The sequence below is a fragment of the Pseudarthrobacter sp. BIM B-2242 genome (assembly GCF_014764445.1).
Taxonomy (GTDB): Bacteria; Actinomycetota; Actinomycetes; order Actinomycetales; family Micrococcaceae; genus Arthrobacter; species Arthrobacter luteus_A.
Window position 1 is genome coordinate 670769 of record NZ_CP061721.1, and the last position, 17988, is coordinate 688756.

Here is a 17988-nt window from a genome sequence, read left to right on the forward strand (position 1 = left end):
GCGTCGGGTTACTCTCGAGCCATACGCAGTATGCACGCGTCCTGGGGGTCCGTGCATGCCACAGGCTCACGCCCCCGCCAGGAGTGACATGTCCATCCGCCACAGCCTCCTCGCCCTGCTGCAGGACCAGCCGCGGTACGGCTACCAGCTCAGGGTTGAGTTCGAGAACCGAACCGGATCCACCTGGCCGCTGAACATCGGGCAGGTGTACACCACGCTGGACCGCCTGGAACGTGACGGACTGGTCAGCAACGATGGCAGCGACGGCGAAGGCCACGTGGTCTACAGCATTACCGCCGCGGGCGCGGCGGAAGTCGAAGGCTGGTTTGCCGCCCCCGTGGAGCGCGCCAACCCGCCACGCAACGAACTCGCCATCAAGCTCGCGCTCGCCGTGACGCTGCCCGGTGTGGATGTGCAGGCCATTATCCAGGCCCAGCGGGTGGCGTCCATCCGGGCGCACCAGGATTACACCAGGTCCCGGCGGGATACGGCCGCCAACCAGAAGCCGGCGGACACCGCCTGGCTGCTGGTACTGGATTCGCTCATCTTCCAAACCGAGGCCGAGGTCCGCTGGCTGGATCTCTGCGAGGCGCGGATGGTGCAGCAGGCCCAGAACGCAGGCCCGGGAGCCAACGGCCAGGGCACGCCACGAAAACCGTCCAACGGCGTCACGACGGAAGAAGCTGCCCCGCTCACCCCGGAAACGCGCCGATAAGGATCCAGGAGCTGCCGCAGATCGGAAGTTTTACCAGGACATCAACCCGGGAGGTGGGGGCCTGACCAGCGGCTTCGGTATGCCGGCCGCCGCAATCCGTTACGCCGTTGGGTCTTTTCCATTGGAAGCCGCAGGCCTACGGTGGGGGCATGAGGTCTGTCATTGGACGCCTCCAGGCTGCCGCTCGCCGCAGGGACACGCGACACGGCGGTTACCGTCCCCGTGGCGGGGCGGCGTTGGTAGGGTGCCTCTGAGCTATCGATCGAAGCACAAACTCTCAAGGAGGAGACATGGCCACCAGGCCTGAGGAACCGGCAGGTTCAGCGAAACGGGGCGGCCCGCTGACCGCCAACCCGGACCTTCCGCCCACTGCCGTGGACGAGGCCGTCCGCGAGGCTGAAGAGAAAAAATGGACGCCGGCCAAGATTGCCTTGTGGGCTGCCATCGCACTGCTCGGGGGTGTGGCCTGGTTCATGGTGGCAATCATCCGCGGCGAGACCGTCAACGCCATCTGGTTCGTGTTCGCCTCGGTTTGCACCTACCTGATCGGCTACCGCTTCTATTCGAAGGTGATCGAGCGCTACATCACCAAGCCCGATGACCGGCGCGCCACGCCTGCTGAGTACAAGGCTGACGGCAAGGATTACGTCCGGACTGACCGCAACGTCCTGTTCGGCCACCACTTTGCCGCCATTGCAGGTGCCGGGCCTTTGGTCGGTCCGATCCTCGCGGCCCAGATGGGCTACCTGCCCGGCACGATCTGGATCATCATTGGCGTTGTGCTCGCCGGTGCTGTGCAGGACTACGTGGTGATGTTCTTCTCCATGCGCCGCGGCGGCCGGTCCCTGGGCCAGATGGCCCGGGAAGAACTCGGTGTCATCGGCGGCACAGCGGCACTCATCGCCACACTCCTGATCATCGTCATCATCGTGGCGATCCTGGCGCTCGTCGTGGTCAACGCGCTGGCTGAAAGCCCCTGGGGTGTCTTCTCCGTCGGCATGACCATTCCCATCGCACTCTTTATGGGCGTTTACCTCCGGTTCCTCCGGCCGGGCAAGGTCATGGAAGTGTCCCTCATCGGCTTCGTCCTGCTGATGGCGGCCATTATCGGCGGCGGCATCGTGGCCGAGACCGAATGGGGCGCAACGTTCTTCACGCTGGACAAGGTGACCATCGCGTGGGGACTGATCGTATACGGCTTCATCGCGGCCATCCTTCCGGTCTGGCTCCTGCTGGCACCCCGCGACTACCTGTCAACATTCATGAAGATCGGTGTGATCGTTATGCTCGCACTGGCCATCATTGTGGTTCGCCCGGAAATCACCGTCCCGGCCTTCAGCGAATTTGCCGGCCGGGACAACGGACCGGTCTTCCCCGGGGCACTCTTCCCCTTCCTGTTCGTCACCATTGCCTGCGGGGCGTTGTCAGGCTTCCACGCCCTGATCTCCTCCGGCACCACCCCCAAACTCATCGAGAAGGAGCGGCAGAGCCGCTACATCGGCTACGGCGGCATGCTGATGGAGTCCTTCGTGGCCATCATGGCTCTCGTTGCAGCCATCTCGATTGACCGCGGCCTCTACTTCGCCATGAACGCTCCTGCCGCCCTGACCGGCGGAACCGTGGAAACTGCCGCAGCCTGGGTCAACAGCCTGGGACTGTCCGGCGTGAACATCGGACCGGAACTGCTCGCCGAGACGGCCAGGAACGTCGGCGAAGAAAGCATCGTCTCCCGCACCGGCGGCGCACCCACCCTCGCGGTCGGTCTTGCCCACATCATGCAGCAGTTCATCGGCGGCACGGCCATGATGGCGTTCTGGTACCACTTCGCCATCATGTTTGAGGCGCTGTTCATCCTGACCGCGGTCGACGCCGGAACCCGCGTTGCGCGCTTTATGCTCCAGGATTCGATCGGCAACTTCGCCCCGAAATTCAAGGAACACTCCTGGCGCCCAGGCGCGTGGCTCTGCACGGCCATCATGGTGGGCGCCTGGGGTGCCGTGCTGCTGATGGGAGTGACCGATCCGCTGGGCGGAATCAACACACTCTTCCCGCTGTTTGGCATCGCCAACCAATTGCTCGCCGCGATTGCGCTTTCTGTCTGCCTGGCCATTGTCGCCCGGCGCGGAACGTTCAAATACCTGTGGATTGTGGCGCTTCCGCTGGCCTTTGCGGCGGTGGTGACAATCACCGCGAGCTACCAGAAGATCTTCTCGTCCACGCCCGCCGTCGGCTACTTCGCCAACAACGCGGCCTTCAGCAAGGCCCTCGCGGATGGCAAGACCGAGTTCGGTACCGCCAAGAGTGTTGCCGCCATGGAAGCCGTAGTCCGCAATACAGCAATCCAGGGCTGGCTGTCGGTGATCTTCGTGGTGCTGAGCATCATCGTGATTGCCACGGCCGTCATCGCTACCGTCCAGGCCTTCCAAAACCAGCAGGCCGGACGGCCGAATCCCAACCATGAGGACCCGGCCCGTCCGTCCAAGGTTTTCGCACCCGCAGGGCTGATCCCCACCCCGGCGGAAAAAGAACTGCTGGCGGAATGGAACAAGCTGCCCGCCGACGTCCGGTTCGACAGCGCACGGCACCACTGATGAGCACGGGTCTGGACGTCCTGGCAACGGGGTTCCGCGGAATCGCCCGGTACCTTGGCGGTGTTATGGGGGCGGATGCTTACACAAAGTATGTGGAGTTCCACCGCGCAGCAGGACACCAGGAACCGCCCTTGAGCGAGCGTGAGTTCTGGCGCGACAGGACGGACCGGCAGGACTCCAACCCCCAGGGCCGGTGCTGCTGAGGCTGACCGCCTCAGCCGCCTGCACAAGCCCCTCACAAGCCGGCCAGCCTTCACGGGCTGGCCGGCTTCCGGCTGTCTGGCCTTCGTGCGCGGGACAGCGATATCCATCGTCGCGGGTGTGGCCGGCCGGCGTCGGGAGTTGTACTGCGTCATCGACTGGACCGCGCGCCGCCAGCCCGTGAGAGTATGAACGCATGAGCGATCCGAACGACACTCAGCCCGACGACGTTCTTGTGGAGGGCAAAACCCTTGAGAACGGCCAACCGGTTGCACCTGCTGCCGCCGGCCCATTCGCCGCCGGGCCTGCCGGTGCCGGCCCGGCCGCCAACAAGGCAAAGGGCAGCAGCGTGCAGGACCTGGTGGACGAGCCCGCGAAGGTCATGCGGATCGGGACCATGATCCGGCAGCTCCTGGAAGAAGTTAAGTCAGCGCCCCTGGATGAAGCTGCGCGCGAACGCCTGGCCGAGATCCACGAGCGGTCCATCAAAGAGCTGGAGGACGGGCTGGCCCCCGAACTCGTGGAGGAACTGGAGCGGATCAGCCTGCCCTTTCCTGAGGATGCCACGCCGTCAGACGCAGAGCTCCGGATCGCCCAGGCGCAGCTGGTCGGGTGGCTGGAAGGCCTCTTCCACGGCATCCAGACAGCCATCGCTGCCCAGCACGCAGCCCGCGAGCATGCTGTCGCCCAAATGCAACTGAAGCAGCTGCCGCCGGGCACCATGATTGCCCCGGGTGTGGTGATCGGTGAGAACGGCGAACCGCAACGGGCCACTGCAGGCCAGCAACGGCCCGGCCCGGCCACACCCGGCCGTCCGGACGACCCGGACCACGGCCCCGGACAGTACCTCTAGGTTTCTTTCGTGGGATTCTTTAATGCCGCCCGCCAGGGGCGCAAAGACGATGCCGAGCTCGGCAAGGGTCTGTGGCGCCGCGCCCACGATCGCTTCCACCGGGGACTGGACCGCTACCACCAGGTACTTGAGGGCGTCGAAGACGAGCAGCTGTACGCCGAACTGGTCCAGGTGGCCAATGAATTGGCTGATCTCCTGGACCGGGTCCGCACTGTCTGCGTGGAGGCCCAGCGGCGATCACCCAGCGACGGTCTGGACATTCCGGGGGCGCTGGCCGGTGTCCACCGGTCGCTGTCCAAAGCCGGCAACTCGCTGGCCACCACTGCTGAGGCCGCTGCTATGCTGCGGCTGGCTGTCGGACCAATCCCGGTGGGAGCGGCGTCAGTGCGGCGCCGCGCGGAATCGGTATTCGAGCAGGTGGCAGACGCCGAACGCCGCCTTGCAGAGGATGCCTCAGGCCGGCCGGAGACTCTCTCCGGCTAGTTCACGGCGTGAAGTGTCAGGCGGCGATCCGGGACTGTTCCACCGCGACCTCGTCAATGACGGCCCAGGAGTCCTCGCTAGTGCAGTTCCGGCTGGCAAAACGCTCGGCCTCCGCGCGGGAGTCGAAGCTTTCGTTGCGGATCCGGCCACAGTCGGCGTCGAAGTAGGTGACGTGGTATTCGTGAGCGAGTTGGTTTTCCATAAATCCAGTGTGCAACCGGGGTCTGACAATCACTGGTCATCAGTCCCGCGTGTTGCCCAGCCGGAGGACCCGCTCCTGGGCGAGCACGGCTGAACGCTCTGCCTTCCGGGCCGCCCGGGCCGCTTGTTTGGCTTCGGCTGCGGCGGCCGCCTGCTGCCTACGGGCCCTGTCCAGCTCCTCCTCAGCAGTCTTCAGCCGCGCCCGGAGGTCCCGGGTTTCGCGGACCAGCTCCGCAACCGCAAGCTCTGCCTCCTCAGACTGCTCTTGCCGGTCGGCGGCCAGCCCGGCGGCCTCCTCCTCGGTTTCCCGGGCCTCTGCCAGGGCGGCTTTGGCTTTCTCCAGGGCGGAAGGCGACGACGGCCGGGGAGTCTCCCGGACAGCCTTGAGGCGCGGCTGGTCCGAGGGTTGCCCGGTGGCGGGTTCCGCCGTCGCGCGTTGCCGGTGTGCTTCCTGCTTTGGTGCGGCCGCCCTGGCAGGCGTGGGTGGAGGCGCTGCGGCTGTGCGCGGCAGGGACGTGCGGGGAACCTGCACGGCTCCGGGAACTGCCACGGCGCCGTCGAGGTCCACGGTGTCCACGCCGTCGGCGGACAGCGTTTGCACCAGCAGCCCGCTTTGTACCGCGGCCGCGGCTCCTTCGTCCGCGATCAGGGCGCCGAACGTCCGTTCGACGTCGGCGGCGATGGTGGCACTGATGGCGCGTCCCTGGCGTTCGGCGACAGAACGGGCGGTGTCGACGGCGGCGGCCAGGAGGGCGCGTCGCTCCCGCGTCAGTTCCCGGAGGGCGGCGGCATCGAAGGTGGCCTGGGCAGCGCGCATCCGCTGGCCCAGGTCGGCGAGCTGCGCGAGAACCCCGGGTTCATGGACCGCCATCATGTTGACGGCCCAGGCAGCCACGGACGGTTTGGGGAGGGCTTTGACGGCGGCAGTGAGCTCCTTCGGGGAGCCGGGTGATGCTTTGGCCGCCGCTGTCCTGGCCGCCATGAATTCCTCGAATGGCAGGGCATAAAGGTCCAGCGCGATGGCCGTCAGTGCCTTGTCATCCATGCACGCCATCATAGGCGGAGCCTGGCGGGCCGACCCTCGGGGACCCAATAAATGCAACAGGCCCTGCCTAGACTGTTCCCAGCCAGCTGCGCAGCGATGCGTTGAACAACCCGGGCTGCGCCAACGGCATACCGTGTCCAACGCCCGGGTGGATCTGGAGCGAGCTGTTGCGCACCTTTGAGTGGACGTCCTCCATGGCCCGCACGAGCCGGGTCTCTTCTTTGTCGCCGGCCATGAGAAGAGCCGGGATGGGGGAGCTCAGGACTTCGTCCGGGACCGAAAAGGAAAAGTTTGCCTGTATCAATCGCCGGAGTGTTCGGGCCGAGATGGACCGGGACAAGGCGTAGTAGTCGTCGAACATCTCGGCAGGAACAGCGAGTTGAGCGGCCTGGGCCCGGGCGAAGCACCGGCTCCTGGACAAAGGAGCGGAGGCCGCTGCCAGGACGCCGAAGACGGTTGCTCCCGGCCAGGGGCTCATGAGGGAACTGACCACCACGAGGCGCTCCACGTGGTCAGGGTACAAAGCGGCCAGTTGCGTCGCCGTCTGGCCGCCGAGGGAGAAGCCAATAACGGTCACCGGACGGGACAGGCCCAGAAGACCTGTCTCCCGGGCGACTTCTTTTGCAGCCTCGGCGTGCGTGGAAAAGGAAGATGGGTCGTGCAGGTGGTGGCCCGGGAGGGTGGGGGTGAGTACGGAATAGTCAGCGGAAAAATGGGCTGTTTGGTCCGCCCACATCCAGGGTCCCACACCGCCGCCGTGAATGAATACAAGGGTGGGGCGTTCCCTGCCGGGCGCTGACGTCATGGGCCAAGTCTTTCATCCGTCGATCCGGCCACGGCTGGATGGCGGACCCCCGTAATGGGACCCGGAGGCCCAGGCCGGATTCCCGCCCGGCGTGGGGCCGTTAGGTAGGGCGTTGCCTTGAAAGGGTTCCCGTTAGGTAGGGAGTTACCTTGAAGGGGCACCGGATCCGCTGTAAGACTGCTTGGTATCCCTTACCGCACATATCCTCCCGGAAGAGGTGTCCCGCATGGCTCGAACTCCAATCAGGCTCATGATGAGTGCGTTCCTGATGCTGCTCATGGCAGCCTTCCTTGTAGGCGCCCCGGCCGGGGCGGCCAATGCCGCGGATAAGCCGCTCATCGGCCTGACGTTCGACGACGGGCCCTCGCCTCAGCGCACCGCTTTCGTCCTCGACGTCCTCAAGCAGAAGGGCGTCAAGGCGACGTTCTTCCTTCAGGGCTCCAACGCGCAGCAGTACCCCGATCTCGTCCGCAGGATCAAAGCCGAAGGGCACGTAATCGGCAACCACTCGTGGGACCACGCGAACTTCCCCGAACTCAACCAGACGAGGCAGAGGCAGCAGATCGACCGTACCAACGCCGCCATCCAGGCCATCACGGGCGAGACCCCCAGGCTCATGCGCTTCCCGTTCGGTAACAGCACCCCCTACGCGTTGAGTTACCTCAGGACCATCGGTATGAGCGGCGGGATACTCTGGCGCTGGCACGTCGGCCAGCCCGGCGACTTCGAGTGCCCCGGTGCCGCCGGCGTCCAAAAGTTCGTGATGGACGAGGCTGCACCCGGTGCAATCATCCTGCTCCACGATGCTGAGGACGTCTTGTCCTGCCCGGCATCGCAGTGGAACTACCTGGCCACTACCATCGACGCACTGCGGGCCAAGGGCTACGGGTTCGGTGTGGTCGCCCCCTCTGCCACGGCCAACCCGCTCAACGAAGGCTCCCCGGCCGTCGTTGTCCCGCCCGCCGGCGGCTAACCGAAGCTAAACCCCGCGATGCCAACGACAGACCCCCTGGATACCTGATTCCAGGGGGTTTCTCGCGGGCTTCTAATCAGGGCCGGACTCGTGGGTTGCCGGGGGTATTGTCAGGCTGATAATAATGCTGTTAGAGTCGTTCTTGTCAGCTTGATAATAACGATGGGAACGTCATGAACGCCCTGCTTGACTGGATGAACTCCGCAGCCATCCCCAGCCTCCTCGGCAACCCCGTGAGCTGGATCGAGATCATCGGCTTCGTGACAGGTGCCGCGTGCGTCTACGGCGTCGCCCGGCAGAAGCTGTGGAACTGGCCCGTCGGCATCTTGAACAACTTCGCCTTCATCATCCTGTTCCTGGGGGCCGGTCTCTATGGCGAAACCGTCCTGCAGGTCATCTTCGCCGCCGTTGCCGTTTACGGCTGGTTCAATTGGGTCCGCGGCAACGCCGCCACCGCAGGCAAGAACGACCTGCCCATCCGGGATGCCACCGGCAAAGAGATGCTCCTTGGACTGGCCGCCACCCTCGTGGGAACCGCCGGCGTCGCCATGATTCTCACCCACGGCACGGACTCCCAGGTTCCCTGGCCGGACGCCTTCGTCCTGACCGCCTCCCTGGTCGCCACCTACGGGCAGGCCAAGAAGATCTTCCAGCACTGGTACGCGTGGATCTTCATCGATATCGTCTCCATTCCGCTGTACTTCAGCCGGGGTCTGACGCTCACCGCCATCCTCTATGCCGGCTTCCTGGCCCTGTGCATCTACGGCCTCATCGACTGGAAGCGCACCCGTGGCCTCAAAACAGTCCGCACACCCGAGACCGTTATGTCAGGAGCCTGAGATGTTCAAGAACGCTATGGTCATCGGCAAGTTCTACCCGCCGCACGCCGGACACGCCCACCTGATCAACACCGCTGCCGCCCAGTCGGATAACGTCTCGGTCCTCGTCCTGGGCAACCGCTTCGAATCCATCACTGTCGCGGACCGGGCCAAGTGGCTGGCCGCCGAGTTCGCTGACACGGCCGGGGTCCAGGTCATCGGGATGCGGAACGACTGCCCGGAGGACTATCACTCGGAAGAGATCTGGAAGGCCCAGGCAGAATTAATGCGCCTGGCCCTGAAATCCCGCGGTGTCACAGCAGTGGACGCGGTCTTCAGCTCCGAGGAGTACGGTGCCCGGCTGGCCGCGGCGTTTGGTGCCGGCCACGTCCTCGTGGACCAGTCCCGGACCACCTACCCGGTCAGCGGCACCTTGTGCCGGGATGACCTCGGGGCTGCCTGGCCGTACATCATAGGCCCGGCCCGGCAGGAGCTCGCCACCCGGATCATTGTCGTCGGTGCCGAATCCAGCGGCACCACCACCCTGACCACGGGGCTCACCGGGCGCTACCGGACCCGGTTTCCCCGCCTGGCGGACGTGCCGGAGTACGGCCGGGAATACACGTACAAAAAGTTCGAGGCCCTGCAGCGCGGGAAGCCGGACGCCCGGCTCGGAGACATGGTCTGGACCGAACAGGACTTCGGCCGGATCGGTGCACGGCAGAACGCAATGGAGAACGCGGCCGCCGATGCCTGCCCGCTGGTCATCGCCGACACCGATTCACTGGCCACCACCCTCTGGGAGCGGTTCTACCTCGGCGAGCGCAGCTACGGGTCTTTCCACGCCGCCGGCAACCTGCCCCAGCGTGATCTGTACCTGATCACCGATCATGATGGTGTGGATTTCGAAGATGATGGCTGGCGTGAAGGCGAACACCGCCGGGCAGACATGACTGAATGGTTCAAGGAGACCCTGACCGATGAGGGCCACTCCTGGATCCTTGTCAGCGGCGACCATGAGCGGCGAATGGCGACCGCCGTCGAAATCATCGATCTCATCCTCGCCCGGCGGAGCGAATTCACATCCCCGCCCTGGGCCACCCGTACCGTCCTGGAAGGTGTCACGGCATGACCGATCCGAAGTCCGAAAAGGAATTCCTCGACACTTACAAGCCCAGGGACTATCCCTCGATTGCGCTGACCGCCGACCTCGTGGTCTTCGCCGTGTCCGGGGGAGTACTCCACACCGCCCTGGTCCGCCGTGGCGGCCACCCGTTCAAGGACATGCTTGCCCTGCCCGGTGGCTTTGTTGGCCCCCACGAATCGGCAGAACAGGCCGCACACCGGGAGCTTGCCGAAGAAACCGGCCTGGACCTTGGGAAGCTGCCGGTCCACGTGGAGCAGCTGGCCACCTACACGGAGCCGGACCGGGACCCGCGCATGAGGGTGGTTTCCGTCGCGCATTTGGTTCTGCTGGCCACTGACGGCCGGACGCTGCCCGAAATCTTTGCAGGCACAGACGCCTCGGCCGCTGTGTGGCACCCGGTGCACGAAGTTTTCGCCGGCGCCGCCCTGGCGTTTGACCACACCGCCATCCTGCGGGACGGGCTGGACCGGCTGGGCGGGAAGATGGAATACACGACGGTCGCCTCCCGGCTGCTGCCTGCCGAGTTCACGATGACCCAGCTCCGCACGGTCTACGAGGCGGTCTGGAACGTCACCCTGCCCGCCGGGAACTTCACCCGCAAGATGATGCCCCAACTGGACGACACCGGGAAGAAGGCCAGGGCTGCCGCCGGCGCACCTGCGGCCCTGTTCACCGCCACCGACCGGCACATCCATCCGCCGCTGAGCAAACCGCGGGCCGGCTGATCCCTGTACCGCTGTCCAGCACCGGTCAGGCCGGCGGCCACCTGACCGGGAGTGCCTTCAGCCCATAGATGATGGTGCTTTCCATTCGTTCGAGCCGTGCCCCCTCAACCAGGGCAAGCCCGGGCAATCGGGAGAGTATGGCCTCCAGCGCGATCCTGGCTTCGAGTCTGGCCAGCGGCGCCCCGAGGCAAAAGTGAATGCCGTGGCCGAACGCCAGATGCCGGTTCTGGCCGCGGTCAATGTCGAACTCGGCTGGCCGCTGGAACTGCCGCTCGTCGCGGTTGGCGGAGCCGATCCACGCCACAATCGCAGCGCCGGCGGGAATTATGTCGTCTCCCAGGGTGGTCTCCGCGACCGTCATCCGGTACATGGACTGGACCGGCGATCGGAAGCGGAGCACCTCTTCGATGGTCTGCGGGAGCAGGTCGGGCGCCTCCAGGAGGCGGTCCATGGTTCCGGGCGACTCAGCCAGGCACAAAACGGCGTTGCCGATCAGATTGGTGGTGGTCTCATTGCCGGCGACGAGCAGGAGAGCGCAGAACCCGAGCAGTTCGGGCACCGTCAGTTTTTGCCCGTCGATCTCCGCGGCCAGCAGGGTGCTGATCAGGTCGTTGCCGGGCCGGCTCCTGCGTTTATCAATCAGGGCCAGGAAGTACGCCGTCATCTCAGCGTTCGTGGCGGAGTGGTCCTCACTGGCGGAACCGGTCCGCGTTTGGCTGACAATCACATCGGACCAGTGTTTGAAGCGCTCACGGTCCTCGGCGGGGATGCCCATGAGTTCGGAGATCACGATGACCGGCAAAGGGTAGGCCAATTCCTCAATCAGGTCTGCGCTGCCGCGCCCTGCGATCCCTTCGAGGAGCTCATCAGTGAGCCCGGCGATACGGGGAGCCAGCGCGTCCACTGCTCTGGGCGTGAACGCCTGGGTGACCAAGGAACGGAGCTGCCGGTGCCGTGGGGGATCGGTGGCGATCAGGCTCGAGGAGAACAGCTGGCCGGTCCCGGACGCATCGTCACCGCCGATGCGGGAAGAGAATGCCGCATAGTCGGACAGCGCCCGCTGAACGTCGTCGTACCGGAAGACGTGCCAACTTCCCGACTGTTCGTCGTAAAAGACAGGGGCCGTTTCCCGCATCCGTTCGTAGTGGGGGAACGGATCGAGCTGCTGTTCAGCGGACTGAGTGAAGTCCATGGCTGGCCTCTCTGCTCACCTGGGGCTCTATCGGCCTGGCAGACGCCGGGGCCGCGGTCGACTGAGCGTTGAACCTTGATTTTATCCAAAGCCTTCGAAAGAAAAAGCGGCGAATCCATAAGATTCCCCGCTTTTCCCCAAGCCAGCGAAAAACCCCCTAAAAACCGTGGTTTCTAGGGGGTTTGTCCCGAGCTTCCTATCAGAATCGAACTGATGACCTTTTCATTACGAGTGAAACGCTCTACCGACTGAGCTAAGGAAGCACCGCATGGATCTCCCGGCGAAACCGGGCGCTTCATGCAAGAGTCAACTGTAATAGAGTCCCGCCGTCCGGGTCAAAATGGGACCCGGAGGCGTTCAGCACACAGTGTTGTCGGCAGGCACCTTGCCGTCCACGAGGTAGCTGTCCACAGCATCCTCGAGGCAGCTGTTCGCCCGGCCGTACGCCGTGTGGCCTTCGCCCTGCCAGGTCATCAGTGAGGCGTTCCCCAGCTGCTTGCGCAAGGAAGCGGACCATTCCACGGGGGTGGCAGGGTCTCCCGTGGTGCCGATCACCACGATCGGGGCATCGCCGGTGTATTCCACCGGCGCGGGGGTGCGTACGCTGTCGTACGGCCAGTCCACGCAGTTGGTTCCACCGTAGGCGAAGAAGTAGCCCAGTGTGGGGGACGCCTGCCGCAGACGCTGCTCCTCGGCCCGCATCGCTGCCGTGTCGGAGACCATGGGGTAGTCCAGGCAGTTGATGGCGCTGAAGGCGAACGTGGAGTTTGAGGTGTATTTGCCGTCGGTTCCGCGGTCTGCACCGAGGTCCGCCAGACGGAGCATCAGGCTGGCATCACCTTTGAGGGCGCTTTCGAGGGCCTGGGTCAGTGCGGGCCAGCTCTGGTCGTTGTACAGCGGAGTGATGAGGCCGCTCACAAACATGGTGGCATTCACCATGCGGCCGTCCTTGGCCTGCCAGGCCCTGTTCTGGACTGCCGCGATGAGGTCGCGGATCTGTTGGACGCCGCTGTCCACGTTGCCCGTGAGGGGGCAACCCGCTCCCTGCTGGCAGCTGGCCACGTAGGCCCTGATGGCCTTTTCGAAGGCAACGGCCTGGCCCATCGTCAGTTCCTCGCTGCTGATGGACGGATCAAGGGCGCCGTCAAGAACCATCCGGCCAACGTTGTCCGGGAAAAGCGAGGCGTACGTGGAACCCAGGAACGTGCCGTAGGAGTAGCCCAGGTAGTTGATCTTCGAATCGTTCACCACGGCCCGCAGGATGTCCAGGTCCTTGGCTGCGCTGACGGTGTCGATATGGCCAAGCAGCGGTCCGGTCTGGGCCGCGCACTGCTCCGCAATTGCCTTGTTGTCGGCCAGCACGGCCGCGATGCCGGTGTCGGTTCCGTAGTCGTAGACCTTGGCGCGCGCGGCGTCCCGCTCCGCATCGGTCATGCACGTCACCGGGGCGGAGCGCTTGACGCCGCGCGGATCGAAGCCCACAAGATCATAGGTCGCCCGGACGGACTGGGAAAAGTGGGTCCCTGCGGCGTCCCTGACAAAGTCGTAGCCGGAACCGCCCGGGCCACCCGGGTTGACCAGCAGGCTGCCGGACTTCTTGCCGGTGCTGGGGGCCCGCAGGGCAGCGAGCTGAATCGTGTCCCCGTCAGGATTCGCGTAGTCCATCGGCACAGTCACCTTGGCGCACTGGAAGCCGTTTTCGCACGGCTCCCACACCACCTCCTGCGAGTAGAAGGAGTCGAGCCCTGCCGGGGCGGAAGCCACAATGGAGGGATCCGCCTTGGCCGTTGTGGGTGCCTCGTCCGGTTTGTCGCCGACGAGAAGGCTGCACGATGCCAGCGTCATGGCCAGGACCAGGGCGCCGGCAGCCCGCAGCCCAATCACCAGGGATCGGGAGCGTGCGGGCAGGGGGCGAGCAGTCATTCGGGAAGTCTCCTTGGAAGGGCTAGATGAGGCTGGCGGCCATGGACTCGATGGTCAACAGCGGAGCAACGTTGGTGGTGGTGATGCGTTGGCGGGCTTTGTTGATGGCGTCCATGCGGGCAAGAGTTGTTTCGGGGGCGGACCGGCCGGCAAATTCCTCCAACTCATTCCTGAGTTCAACGTTCACCAGCTCCACGCTGTTCCCCAGCTGGATAATCAGCACGTCCCGGTAGAACGAGAGCAGATCCGTGAGGGTCCGGTCCAGGGAATCGGTGATGGAACGTTTCGCCCGGCGTTTCTGGTCCTCCTCCAACTGCTTGATCTGGCTCCGCATGGCCGGCGGAAGCGTCCCGGATTCCGGGACACCCAGGGTAGCCAGCAGCGCAGCCTTCTCGGCGGCGTCGCGCTCTTCATTGGAACTGTTGGCCTCGGCAGTGGCGATCTTCACGAGCTTGTCCGCCATCATCACTGCGGCGGTGACGCCGCGCAGGCCAAGCGGGAACCGCACAGTCTCCAGCCGGCGCTCGCGCGCCTCCGGATCCCGCGCCAGGCGGCGGGCAATCCCCACATGGCTTTGTGCCGCGCGGGCCGCGCGCTCGGCGAGGGCCGGTTCCACGCCGTCGCGCTTTACCAGCAAAGCCGCGACGTCGGCGGCCGGGGGCAGCCGGAGGGCGACAGCCCGGCAGCGGGAACGGATGGTCACCAGGACATCGGCGGGCGATGGCGCACACAGCATCCAAATGGTCCGCGGTGTGGGCTCTTCGATCGCCTTCAGCAGCACGTTGGTGGTGCGCTCGGCCATGCGGTCTGCGTCCTCCACCACGATGATCCGCCACCGTCCGGAAGACGGCCGGTTGCCCGCCGTGGACACCAGGTCGCGGGCCTCCTCGATGGTGATGGTGACCTTCTCGGTCCGGACAAACGTCACGTCCGAATGCGTTTCTCCGAGGATGGTCAGGCAGGCGGCACACTCGCCGCAGCCGCGCCTGGCAACGTCTTCCTGGTCACAGTTCAGGGCCGCGGCAAAGGCCTTCGCAGCATTGGAACGCCCGGAACCGGGCGGACCCGTGAACAGCCACGCGTGCGTGAGCCCATCACCCAGCGTCGCGTTCCGCAACTGTTCGACGACGGCGGGCTGGCCCTGGAGGTCATCCCACACCGTCATGCGGCACCCGGCGCAGCCGTGAGCAGCGATTCGAGGCGCGCCAGGATCTGCGCGGCAATGTCGTGGACAGGCAGGTGCGCGGGCAGGACGAGGTAGGTAGCGGGGCGGCTGGCGGCGAGCTCCAGGAACGCGTCACGGATGGTGGTGTGGAACTCGTCAGCTTCGGACTCCAGCCGGTCTTCGGCGGCATCGCCGGCGGTGCGGCGGCGGCGGCCAACGGCGGGGTCCACGTCCAACAGCACCGTCAGATCGGGCTGCAGCCCGGAGGTGGCCCATTCGTTGAGCGAACGGACGGCGTCGGTCCCGAGCTCCCGGCCGGCCCCCTGGTACGCAACGGATGAATCAATGTAGCGGTCGGTCAGGACCACCTCGCCACGCTCCAGTGCCGGGCGGATCACCTGGCTGGCGTGGGCCGCGCGTGAGGCGGCGAAGATGAGCGCCTCGGTGTGGGCGTCGATGTGGCCGTGGCCGTGGTCCAGGACCAGCGAACGCAGTTTCTCCCCGATGGGTGTTCCGCCGGGTTCGCGTGTGCGCAGGACCGTCAGGCCCCGCGATTCCAGGGCCTCGGCGAGCAGGGCAGCCTGGGTGGACTTGCCGGCACCGTCGCCGCCTTCAAAGGCGACGAAGAGTCCAGGGCTGTTGGTGGTGGTCACTGCTCAAGCCTACCGACTTCGGGCACCCGCACGCGTCGAAGTACGCTTTTCACCATGAGTCTCACGGAGCAGCACGCAGCGTCCCTGTCCGCCGAAACCCTGGTGGTTGCCGCGGGCCGGCCCCCGCGTGAACACGACGAACCGGTCAACCCGCCCATCGTGCTGTCCTCAACGTATTTCGGCACGGGAGCGTTGGACGACGGCGACCGGGGTTACGGCCGCTACGCCAACCCCACCTGGGACCCTTTCGAAGAGGCACTCGGCCAGCTTGAAGGTGCCGCGCTGCCCGGCCTGCTCTACGCATCCGGACTCGCGGCAGTGAGCTCCGCGTTGTCCCTCCTGCCCGCCGGCGGCGTCCTGGTGATGCCCTCGCACAGCTACGCGGGCTCACTGGTGATGGCCACCGAGCTGGCGCAGAAAGGCTTCCTGGAACTCCGGACCGTGGACATCGCGGACACGGACGCAGTCAAGGAACAGCTGGCCCCGCAGGGTCCGGACGCCAAAGCGGCCAGGATGCTGTGGCTGGAAAGCCCCACCAACCCCATGTTGGGCATTGCCGACATCCGGGAGCTGACAGCGGCCGCCCATGCGGTGGGTGCCATCGTGGTCACGGACAATACCTTCTCCACGCCGCTGGTCCAGCAGCCCTTGTCTCTGGGCTCGGACGTTGTGCTCCACTCCGTGACCAAATACCTGGCCGGCCACTCCGACGTTGTCCTCGGCGCCCTGGTGACCTCCAACCCGGACATCCGGGCAGCGCTCCTGCACAACCGCATCATCCACGGCGGCATCGCCGGCCCCTTCGAAGCCTGGCTGGCGCTGCGCGGCCTCCGGACCCTGGCCCTTCGTGTGGACCGGTCGCAGGCTTCCGCGGCTGTCCTGGCGGAACGCCTCGCCACGCATTCCCTGATTGAAAGCATCCGCTTCCCCGGGCTTCCCTCTGATCCTGGCCATGAACGGGCCAAAAACCAGATGAAGGGCTTCGGGTCCATCGTGTGCGTGCAGATCGCACCGGCCGCGGGCCTGGACGGAGCAGCCGCCGCCGACAAATTGGTGCGGGCACTCCGGCTTTGGCTGCCTGCAACATCCCTGGGCGGCGTCGAATCCCTGATCGAACGGCGGCGCAGGCACGCGGCCGAACCTTTGAGCGTCCCGGACAACCTGGTGCGGCTGAGCGTCGGCATTGAGAATGTTGAGGACCTCTGGGCCGATTTGAAGCAGGCGCTGGACTCGCTGGGCCGCTAGGCTTGGACGGTGGACGGTGAACTGATTATTCGGCCTGTTGAGCAGGCAGTGTTTTTTATCCTGGCCCTGGTGGCCCTGGTACTCGAGGTGTGGGCGCTGCTGGACTGCGTCCGGCACAAATCGGCCGCCTTTGAGGCCACAGGCAAACGGACCAAGACCTTCTGGCTGGCGCTGACCGCCGGTGCCACCCTGATCGGTGTCATCTCCCTCTTCAGCAGCGGCGGAATCTTTGGCACGCTGGGTCTGTTCGGGCTTGCTGCCGTGGTGGCAGCTTCGGTTTACCTGGCTGACGTCCGTCCCGCCGTCAAGGACGCCGGACGCGGCGGCAACCGCAGCCCCTACGGCTGGTGACCCCCGACGGCCCCCGGCGCCACAGCCTCCCAGTTCACAGTCAGTTCGCCCAGGCGCCACCGCGACGGCCCGTCCTGAACGGGCCACCCGCCGTCGCGCAGTGCTTTGCACATGCCCTGCCAGCGCTGCCTGTTGCCGAACGAGGCCAGCGGGGCTGACGCCAGCCAGGCCCGGTCCATGGCCTGCATCAACCGGTGCACCGGTTCGCCGGGGACGTTGCGGTGAATGAGCGCCTTCGGCAGCCGCTCGGCGACGTCCGAGGGCAGCTCAAAGCTGCCGAACCGCATGGACATGCTCAGGGACAATGGCCGCTCAGCATCGAGGGCAATCCACGTCACCCGCCGCCCGATCTCGTCGCAGGTCCCGTCGATGAAGAGCCCGCCGGGAGAGAGCCGGTCCTGGACCAGGCGCCAGATCCCCGGCACGTCAGCCTCTTCGTACTGCCGCAGGACGTTGAAGGCGCGGACCAGGACGGGCCGCCCGGGGAGGGGCAGTTCGAAACCGCCCACCTGAAAGCTCAGGCCCGGCTGTTCCAGCGGCCTGGCCGCCCGGACCCGTTCCGGTTCAATCTCCACGCCCACCACGCGCACATCAGGCCGGGCGGCGCGGAGGCGCTCAAAAAGTTCGACGGCGGTGGCCGGCGTCGCGCCGTAGCCCAGGTCAACCACCAGGGGGTCGTCGGCTGCCCGCAGGCGCCAGGCCTGGGGTCCGGTAAGCCAGCGGTCCGTACGGCGCATCCGGTTGGGGTTAGTGGTGCCGCGGGTAACGTTTCCCACCGGTTTGCCGCTCCTGTTATGGGGAGCGTTGACCCGTTCAGCTTTTTGAACCACGGGCCAACTTTATCCCCGGAGCGTCCTGTGGTGTAACGCACAGCGGGCTCAAGCGTGCCCTCGGCTAGGATG

At 65.7% G+C, this 17988-nt stretch carries 19 protein-coding genes and 1 tRNA gene; 11 read left to right on the plus strand and 9 right to left on the minus strand.

All coding sequences use genetic code 11. The annotated features are described in order from the left end of the window. Nucleotides 1-88: 88 nt before the first annotated feature. The 5 genes from IDT60_RS03220 (at nucleotide 89) to IDT60_RS03240 (ending at nucleotide 4843) form a co-directional block, all read left to right on the plus strand. The gene (locus IDT60_RS03220; RefSeq protein WP_191080849.1) at nucleotides 89-715 is read left to right on the plus strand and encodes a PadR family transcriptional regulator; all 627 of its coding nucleotides are present in this window, start codon (nucleotides 89-91) and stop codon (nucleotides 713-715) included. 290 nt (nucleotides 716-1005) lie between these two features. Continuing rightward, nucleotides 1006-3306 (plus strand): carbon starvation CstA family protein, encoded by a 2301-nt coding sequence (locus IDT60_RS03225; protein WP_191080850.1) that lies wholly within the window; start codon nucleotides 1006-1008, stop codon nucleotides 3304-3306. Further along, on the plus strand, nucleotides 3306-3509 hold the full coding sequence (locus IDT60_RS03230) for a YbdD/YjiX family protein (protein WP_164202272.1): 204 nt from the start codon (nucleotides 3306-3308) through the stop codon (nucleotides 3507-3509). The genes IDT60_RS03225 and IDT60_RS03230 overlap by 1 nt, the downstream gene beginning before the upstream one ends. Nucleotides 3510-3703: 194 nt before the next feature. Beyond that, a complete protein-coding gene (locus IDT60_RS03235; RefSeq protein ID WP_191080851.1) occupies nucleotides 3704-4360 on the plus strand; it encodes a bacterial proteasome activator family protein in 657 nt (218 codons plus the stop codon). 9 nt (nucleotides 4361-4369) lie between these two features. Further along, entirely contained in the window at nucleotides 4370-4843 is a 474-nt protein-coding gene (locus IDT60_RS03240; protein WP_164202268.1) for a hypothetical protein, read from the plus strand. Between the two features lie 16 nt (nucleotides 4844-4859). Here IDT60_RS03240 and IDT60_RS03245 read toward each other — a convergent pair whose 3' ends face one another. The 3 genes from IDT60_RS03245 to IDT60_RS03255 all read right to left on the minus strand — a co-directional run bounded on the left by IDT60_RS03245 (nucleotide 4860) and on the right by IDT60_RS03255 (nucleotide 6894). Next, the gene (locus IDT60_RS03245) at nucleotides 4860-5045 is read right to left on the minus strand and encodes a hypothetical protein (RefSeq protein ID WP_191080852.1); all 186 of its coding nucleotides are present in this window, start codon (nucleotides 5043-5045) and stop codon (nucleotides 4860-4862) included. Between the two features lie 39 nt (nucleotides 5046-5084). Further along, nucleotides 5085-6089, minus strand: a complete 1005-nt coding sequence (locus IDT60_RS03250) for a hypothetical protein (protein ID WP_191080853.1) — start codon at nucleotides 6087-6089, stop codon at nucleotides 5085-5087. A 67-nt stretch (nucleotides 6090-6156) separates the two neighbouring features. After that, a complete protein-coding gene (locus IDT60_RS03255) occupies nucleotides 6157-6894 on the minus strand; it encodes an alpha/beta fold hydrolase (protein ID WP_191080854.1) in 738 nt (245 codons plus the stop codon). 226 nt (nucleotides 6895-7120) lie between these two features. Between IDT60_RS03255 and IDT60_RS03260 the strand changes: the two genes are divergently transcribed. The 4 genes from IDT60_RS03260 to IDT60_RS03275 all read left to right on the plus strand — a co-directional run bounded on the left by IDT60_RS03260 (nucleotide 7121) and on the right by IDT60_RS03275 (nucleotide 10557). After that, a complete protein-coding gene (locus IDT60_RS03260; protein ID WP_223883863.1) occupies nucleotides 7121-7867 on the plus strand; it encodes a polysaccharide deacetylase family protein in 747 nt (248 codons plus the stop codon). A 173-nt stretch (nucleotides 7868-8040) separates the two neighbouring features. Continuing rightward, nucleotides 8041-8706, plus strand: coding sequence for a nicotinamide riboside transporter PnuC (gene pnuC, locus IDT60_RS03265; RefSeq protein WP_191080855.1), 666 nt, complete (start codon nucleotides 8041-8043; stop codon nucleotides 8704-8706). 1 nt (nucleotide 8707) lies between these two features. Next, a complete protein-coding gene (locus tag IDT60_RS03270; RefSeq protein WP_191080856.1) occupies nucleotides 8708-9817 on the plus strand; it encodes an AAA family ATPase in 1110 nt (369 codons plus the stop codon). Further along, nucleotides 9814-10557, plus strand: coding sequence for an NUDIX hydrolase (locus IDT60_RS03275; protein ID WP_191080857.1), 744 nt, complete (start codon nucleotides 9814-9816; stop codon nucleotides 10555-10557). The genes IDT60_RS03270 and IDT60_RS03275 overlap by 4 nt, the downstream gene beginning before the upstream one ends. A 25-nt stretch (nucleotides 10558-10582) precedes the next feature. Here the strand turns inward: IDT60_RS03275 and IDT60_RS03280 are convergent, their stop codons facing one another. From IDT60_RS03280 to tmk, 5 genes are all read right to left on the minus strand, one after another. Further along, complete coding sequence (locus tag IDT60_RS03280; RefSeq protein WP_191080858.1) at nucleotides 10583-11749, minus strand: cytochrome P450; 1167 nt, start codon at nucleotides 11747-11749, stop codon at nucleotides 10583-10585. Nucleotides 11750-11939: 190 nt separating this feature from the next. Next, nucleotides 11940-12012: transfer RNA gene (locus IDT60_RS03285), tRNA-Thr, on the minus strand. Nucleotides 12013-12106: 94 nt separating this feature from the next. Then, the gene (locus IDT60_RS03290) at nucleotides 12107-13672 is read right to left on the minus strand and encodes an alpha/beta hydrolase (RefSeq protein WP_191080859.1); all 1566 of its coding nucleotides are present in this window, start codon (nucleotides 13670-13672) and stop codon (nucleotides 12107-12109) included. A 22-nt stretch (nucleotides 13673-13694) separates the two neighbouring features. Beyond that, the gene (locus IDT60_RS03295) at nucleotides 13695-14837 is read right to left on the minus strand and encodes a DNA polymerase III subunit delta' (protein ID WP_191080860.1); all 1143 of its coding nucleotides are present in this window, start codon (nucleotides 14835-14837) and stop codon (nucleotides 13695-13697) included. Continuing rightward, a complete protein-coding gene (tmk, locus tag IDT60_RS03300; RefSeq protein ID WP_191080861.1) occupies nucleotides 14834-15490 on the minus strand; it encodes a dTMP kinase in 657 nt (218 codons plus the stop codon). Before tmk ends, IDT60_RS03295 begins: the two co-directional genes overlap by 4 nt. 54 nt (nucleotides 15491-15544) lie before the next feature. Between tmk and IDT60_RS03305 the strand changes: the two genes are divergently transcribed. Then, nucleotides 15545-16735 carry a PLP-dependent aspartate aminotransferase family protein gene (locus IDT60_RS03305; protein ID WP_191080862.1) on the plus strand — a complete coding sequence of 397 codons (1191 nt, stop codon included), beginning with the start codon at nucleotides 15545-15547 and terminating at the stop codon, nucleotides 16733-16735. 9 nt (nucleotides 16736-16744) lie between these two features. Beyond that, nucleotides 16745-17086: a DUF2516 family protein gene (locus tag IDT60_RS03310; RefSeq protein ID WP_164202245.1), complete on the plus strand. Its 342-nt coding sequence runs from the start codon at nucleotides 16745-16747 to the stop codon at nucleotides 17084-17086. On the opposite strand, the gene IDT60_RS03315 is transcribed toward IDT60_RS03310, so the two are convergent. Then, the gene (locus IDT60_RS03315) at nucleotides 17074-17916 is read right to left on the minus strand and encodes a class I SAM-dependent methyltransferase (protein WP_191080863.1); all 843 of its coding nucleotides are present in this window, start codon (nucleotides 17914-17916) and stop codon (nucleotides 17074-17076) included. The genes IDT60_RS03310 and IDT60_RS03315 overlap by 13 nt on opposite strands. Nucleotides 17917-17988: the final 72 nt, after the last annotated feature.

What these genes read in the sequence shown, in the direction of transcription:
- IDT60_RS03220 (WP_191080849.1), top strand. Translation starts at nt 89, where the DNA reads ATGTCCATCCGCCACAGCCTCCTCGCCCTGCTGCAGGACCAGCCGCGG.
- IDT60_RS03225 (WP_191080850.1), top strand. Translation starts at nt 1,006, where the DNA reads ATGGCCACCAGGCCTGAGGAACCGGCAGGTTCAGCGAAACGGGGCGGC.
- IDT60_RS03230 (WP_164202272.1), top strand. Translation starts at nt 3,306, where the DNA reads ATGAGCACGGGTCTGGACGTCCTGGCAACGGGGTTCCGCGGAATCGCC.
- IDT60_RS03235 (WP_191080851.1), top strand. Translation starts at nt 3,704, where the DNA reads ATGAGCGATCCGAACGACACTCAGCCCGACGACGTTCTTGTGGAGGGC.
- IDT60_RS03245 (WP_191080852.1), bottom strand. Translation starts at nt 5,045, where the DNA reads ATGGAAAACCAACTCGCTCACGAATACCACGTCACCTACTTCGACGCC.
- IDT60_RS03250 (WP_191080853.1), bottom strand. Translation starts at nt 6,089, where the DNA reads ATGGATGACAAGGCACTGACGGCCATCGCGCTGGACCTTTATGCCCTG.
- IDT60_RS03255 (WP_191080854.1), bottom strand. Translation starts at nt 6,894, where the DNA reads ATGACGTCAGCGCCCGGCAGGGAACGCCCCACCCTTGTATTCATTCAC.
- IDT60_RS03260 (WP_223883863.1), top strand. Translation starts at nt 7,121, where the DNA reads ATGGCTCGAACTCCAATCAGGCTCATGATGAGTGCGTTCCTGATGCTG.
- pnuC (WP_191080855.1), top strand. Translation starts at nt 8,041, where the DNA reads ATGAACGCCCTGCTTGACTGGATGAACTCCGCAGCCATCCCCAGCCTC.
- IDT60_RS03270 (WP_191080856.1), top strand. Translation starts at nt 8,708, where the DNA reads ATGTTCAAGAACGCTATGGTCATCGGCAAGTTCTACCCGCCGCACGCC.
- IDT60_RS03275 (WP_191080857.1), top strand. Translation starts at nt 9,814, where the DNA reads ATGACCGATCCGAAGTCCGAAAAGGAATTCCTCGACACTTACAAGCCC.
- IDT60_RS03280 (WP_191080858.1), bottom strand. Translation starts at nt 11,749, where the DNA reads ATGGACTTCACTCAGTCCGCTGAACAGCAGCTCGATCCGTTCCCCCAC.
- IDT60_RS03290 (WP_191080859.1), bottom strand. Translation starts at nt 13,672, where the DNA reads ATGACTGCTCGCCCCCTGCCCGCACGCTCCCGATCCCTGGTGATTGGG.
- IDT60_RS03295 (WP_191080860.1), bottom strand. Translation starts at nt 14,837, where the DNA reads ATGACGGTGTGGGATGACCTCCAGGGCCAGCCCGCCGTCGTCGAACAG.
- IDT60_RS03305 (WP_191080862.1), top strand. Translation starts at nt 15,545, where the DNA reads ATGAGTCTCACGGAGCAGCACGCAGCGTCCCTGTCCGCCGAAACCCTG.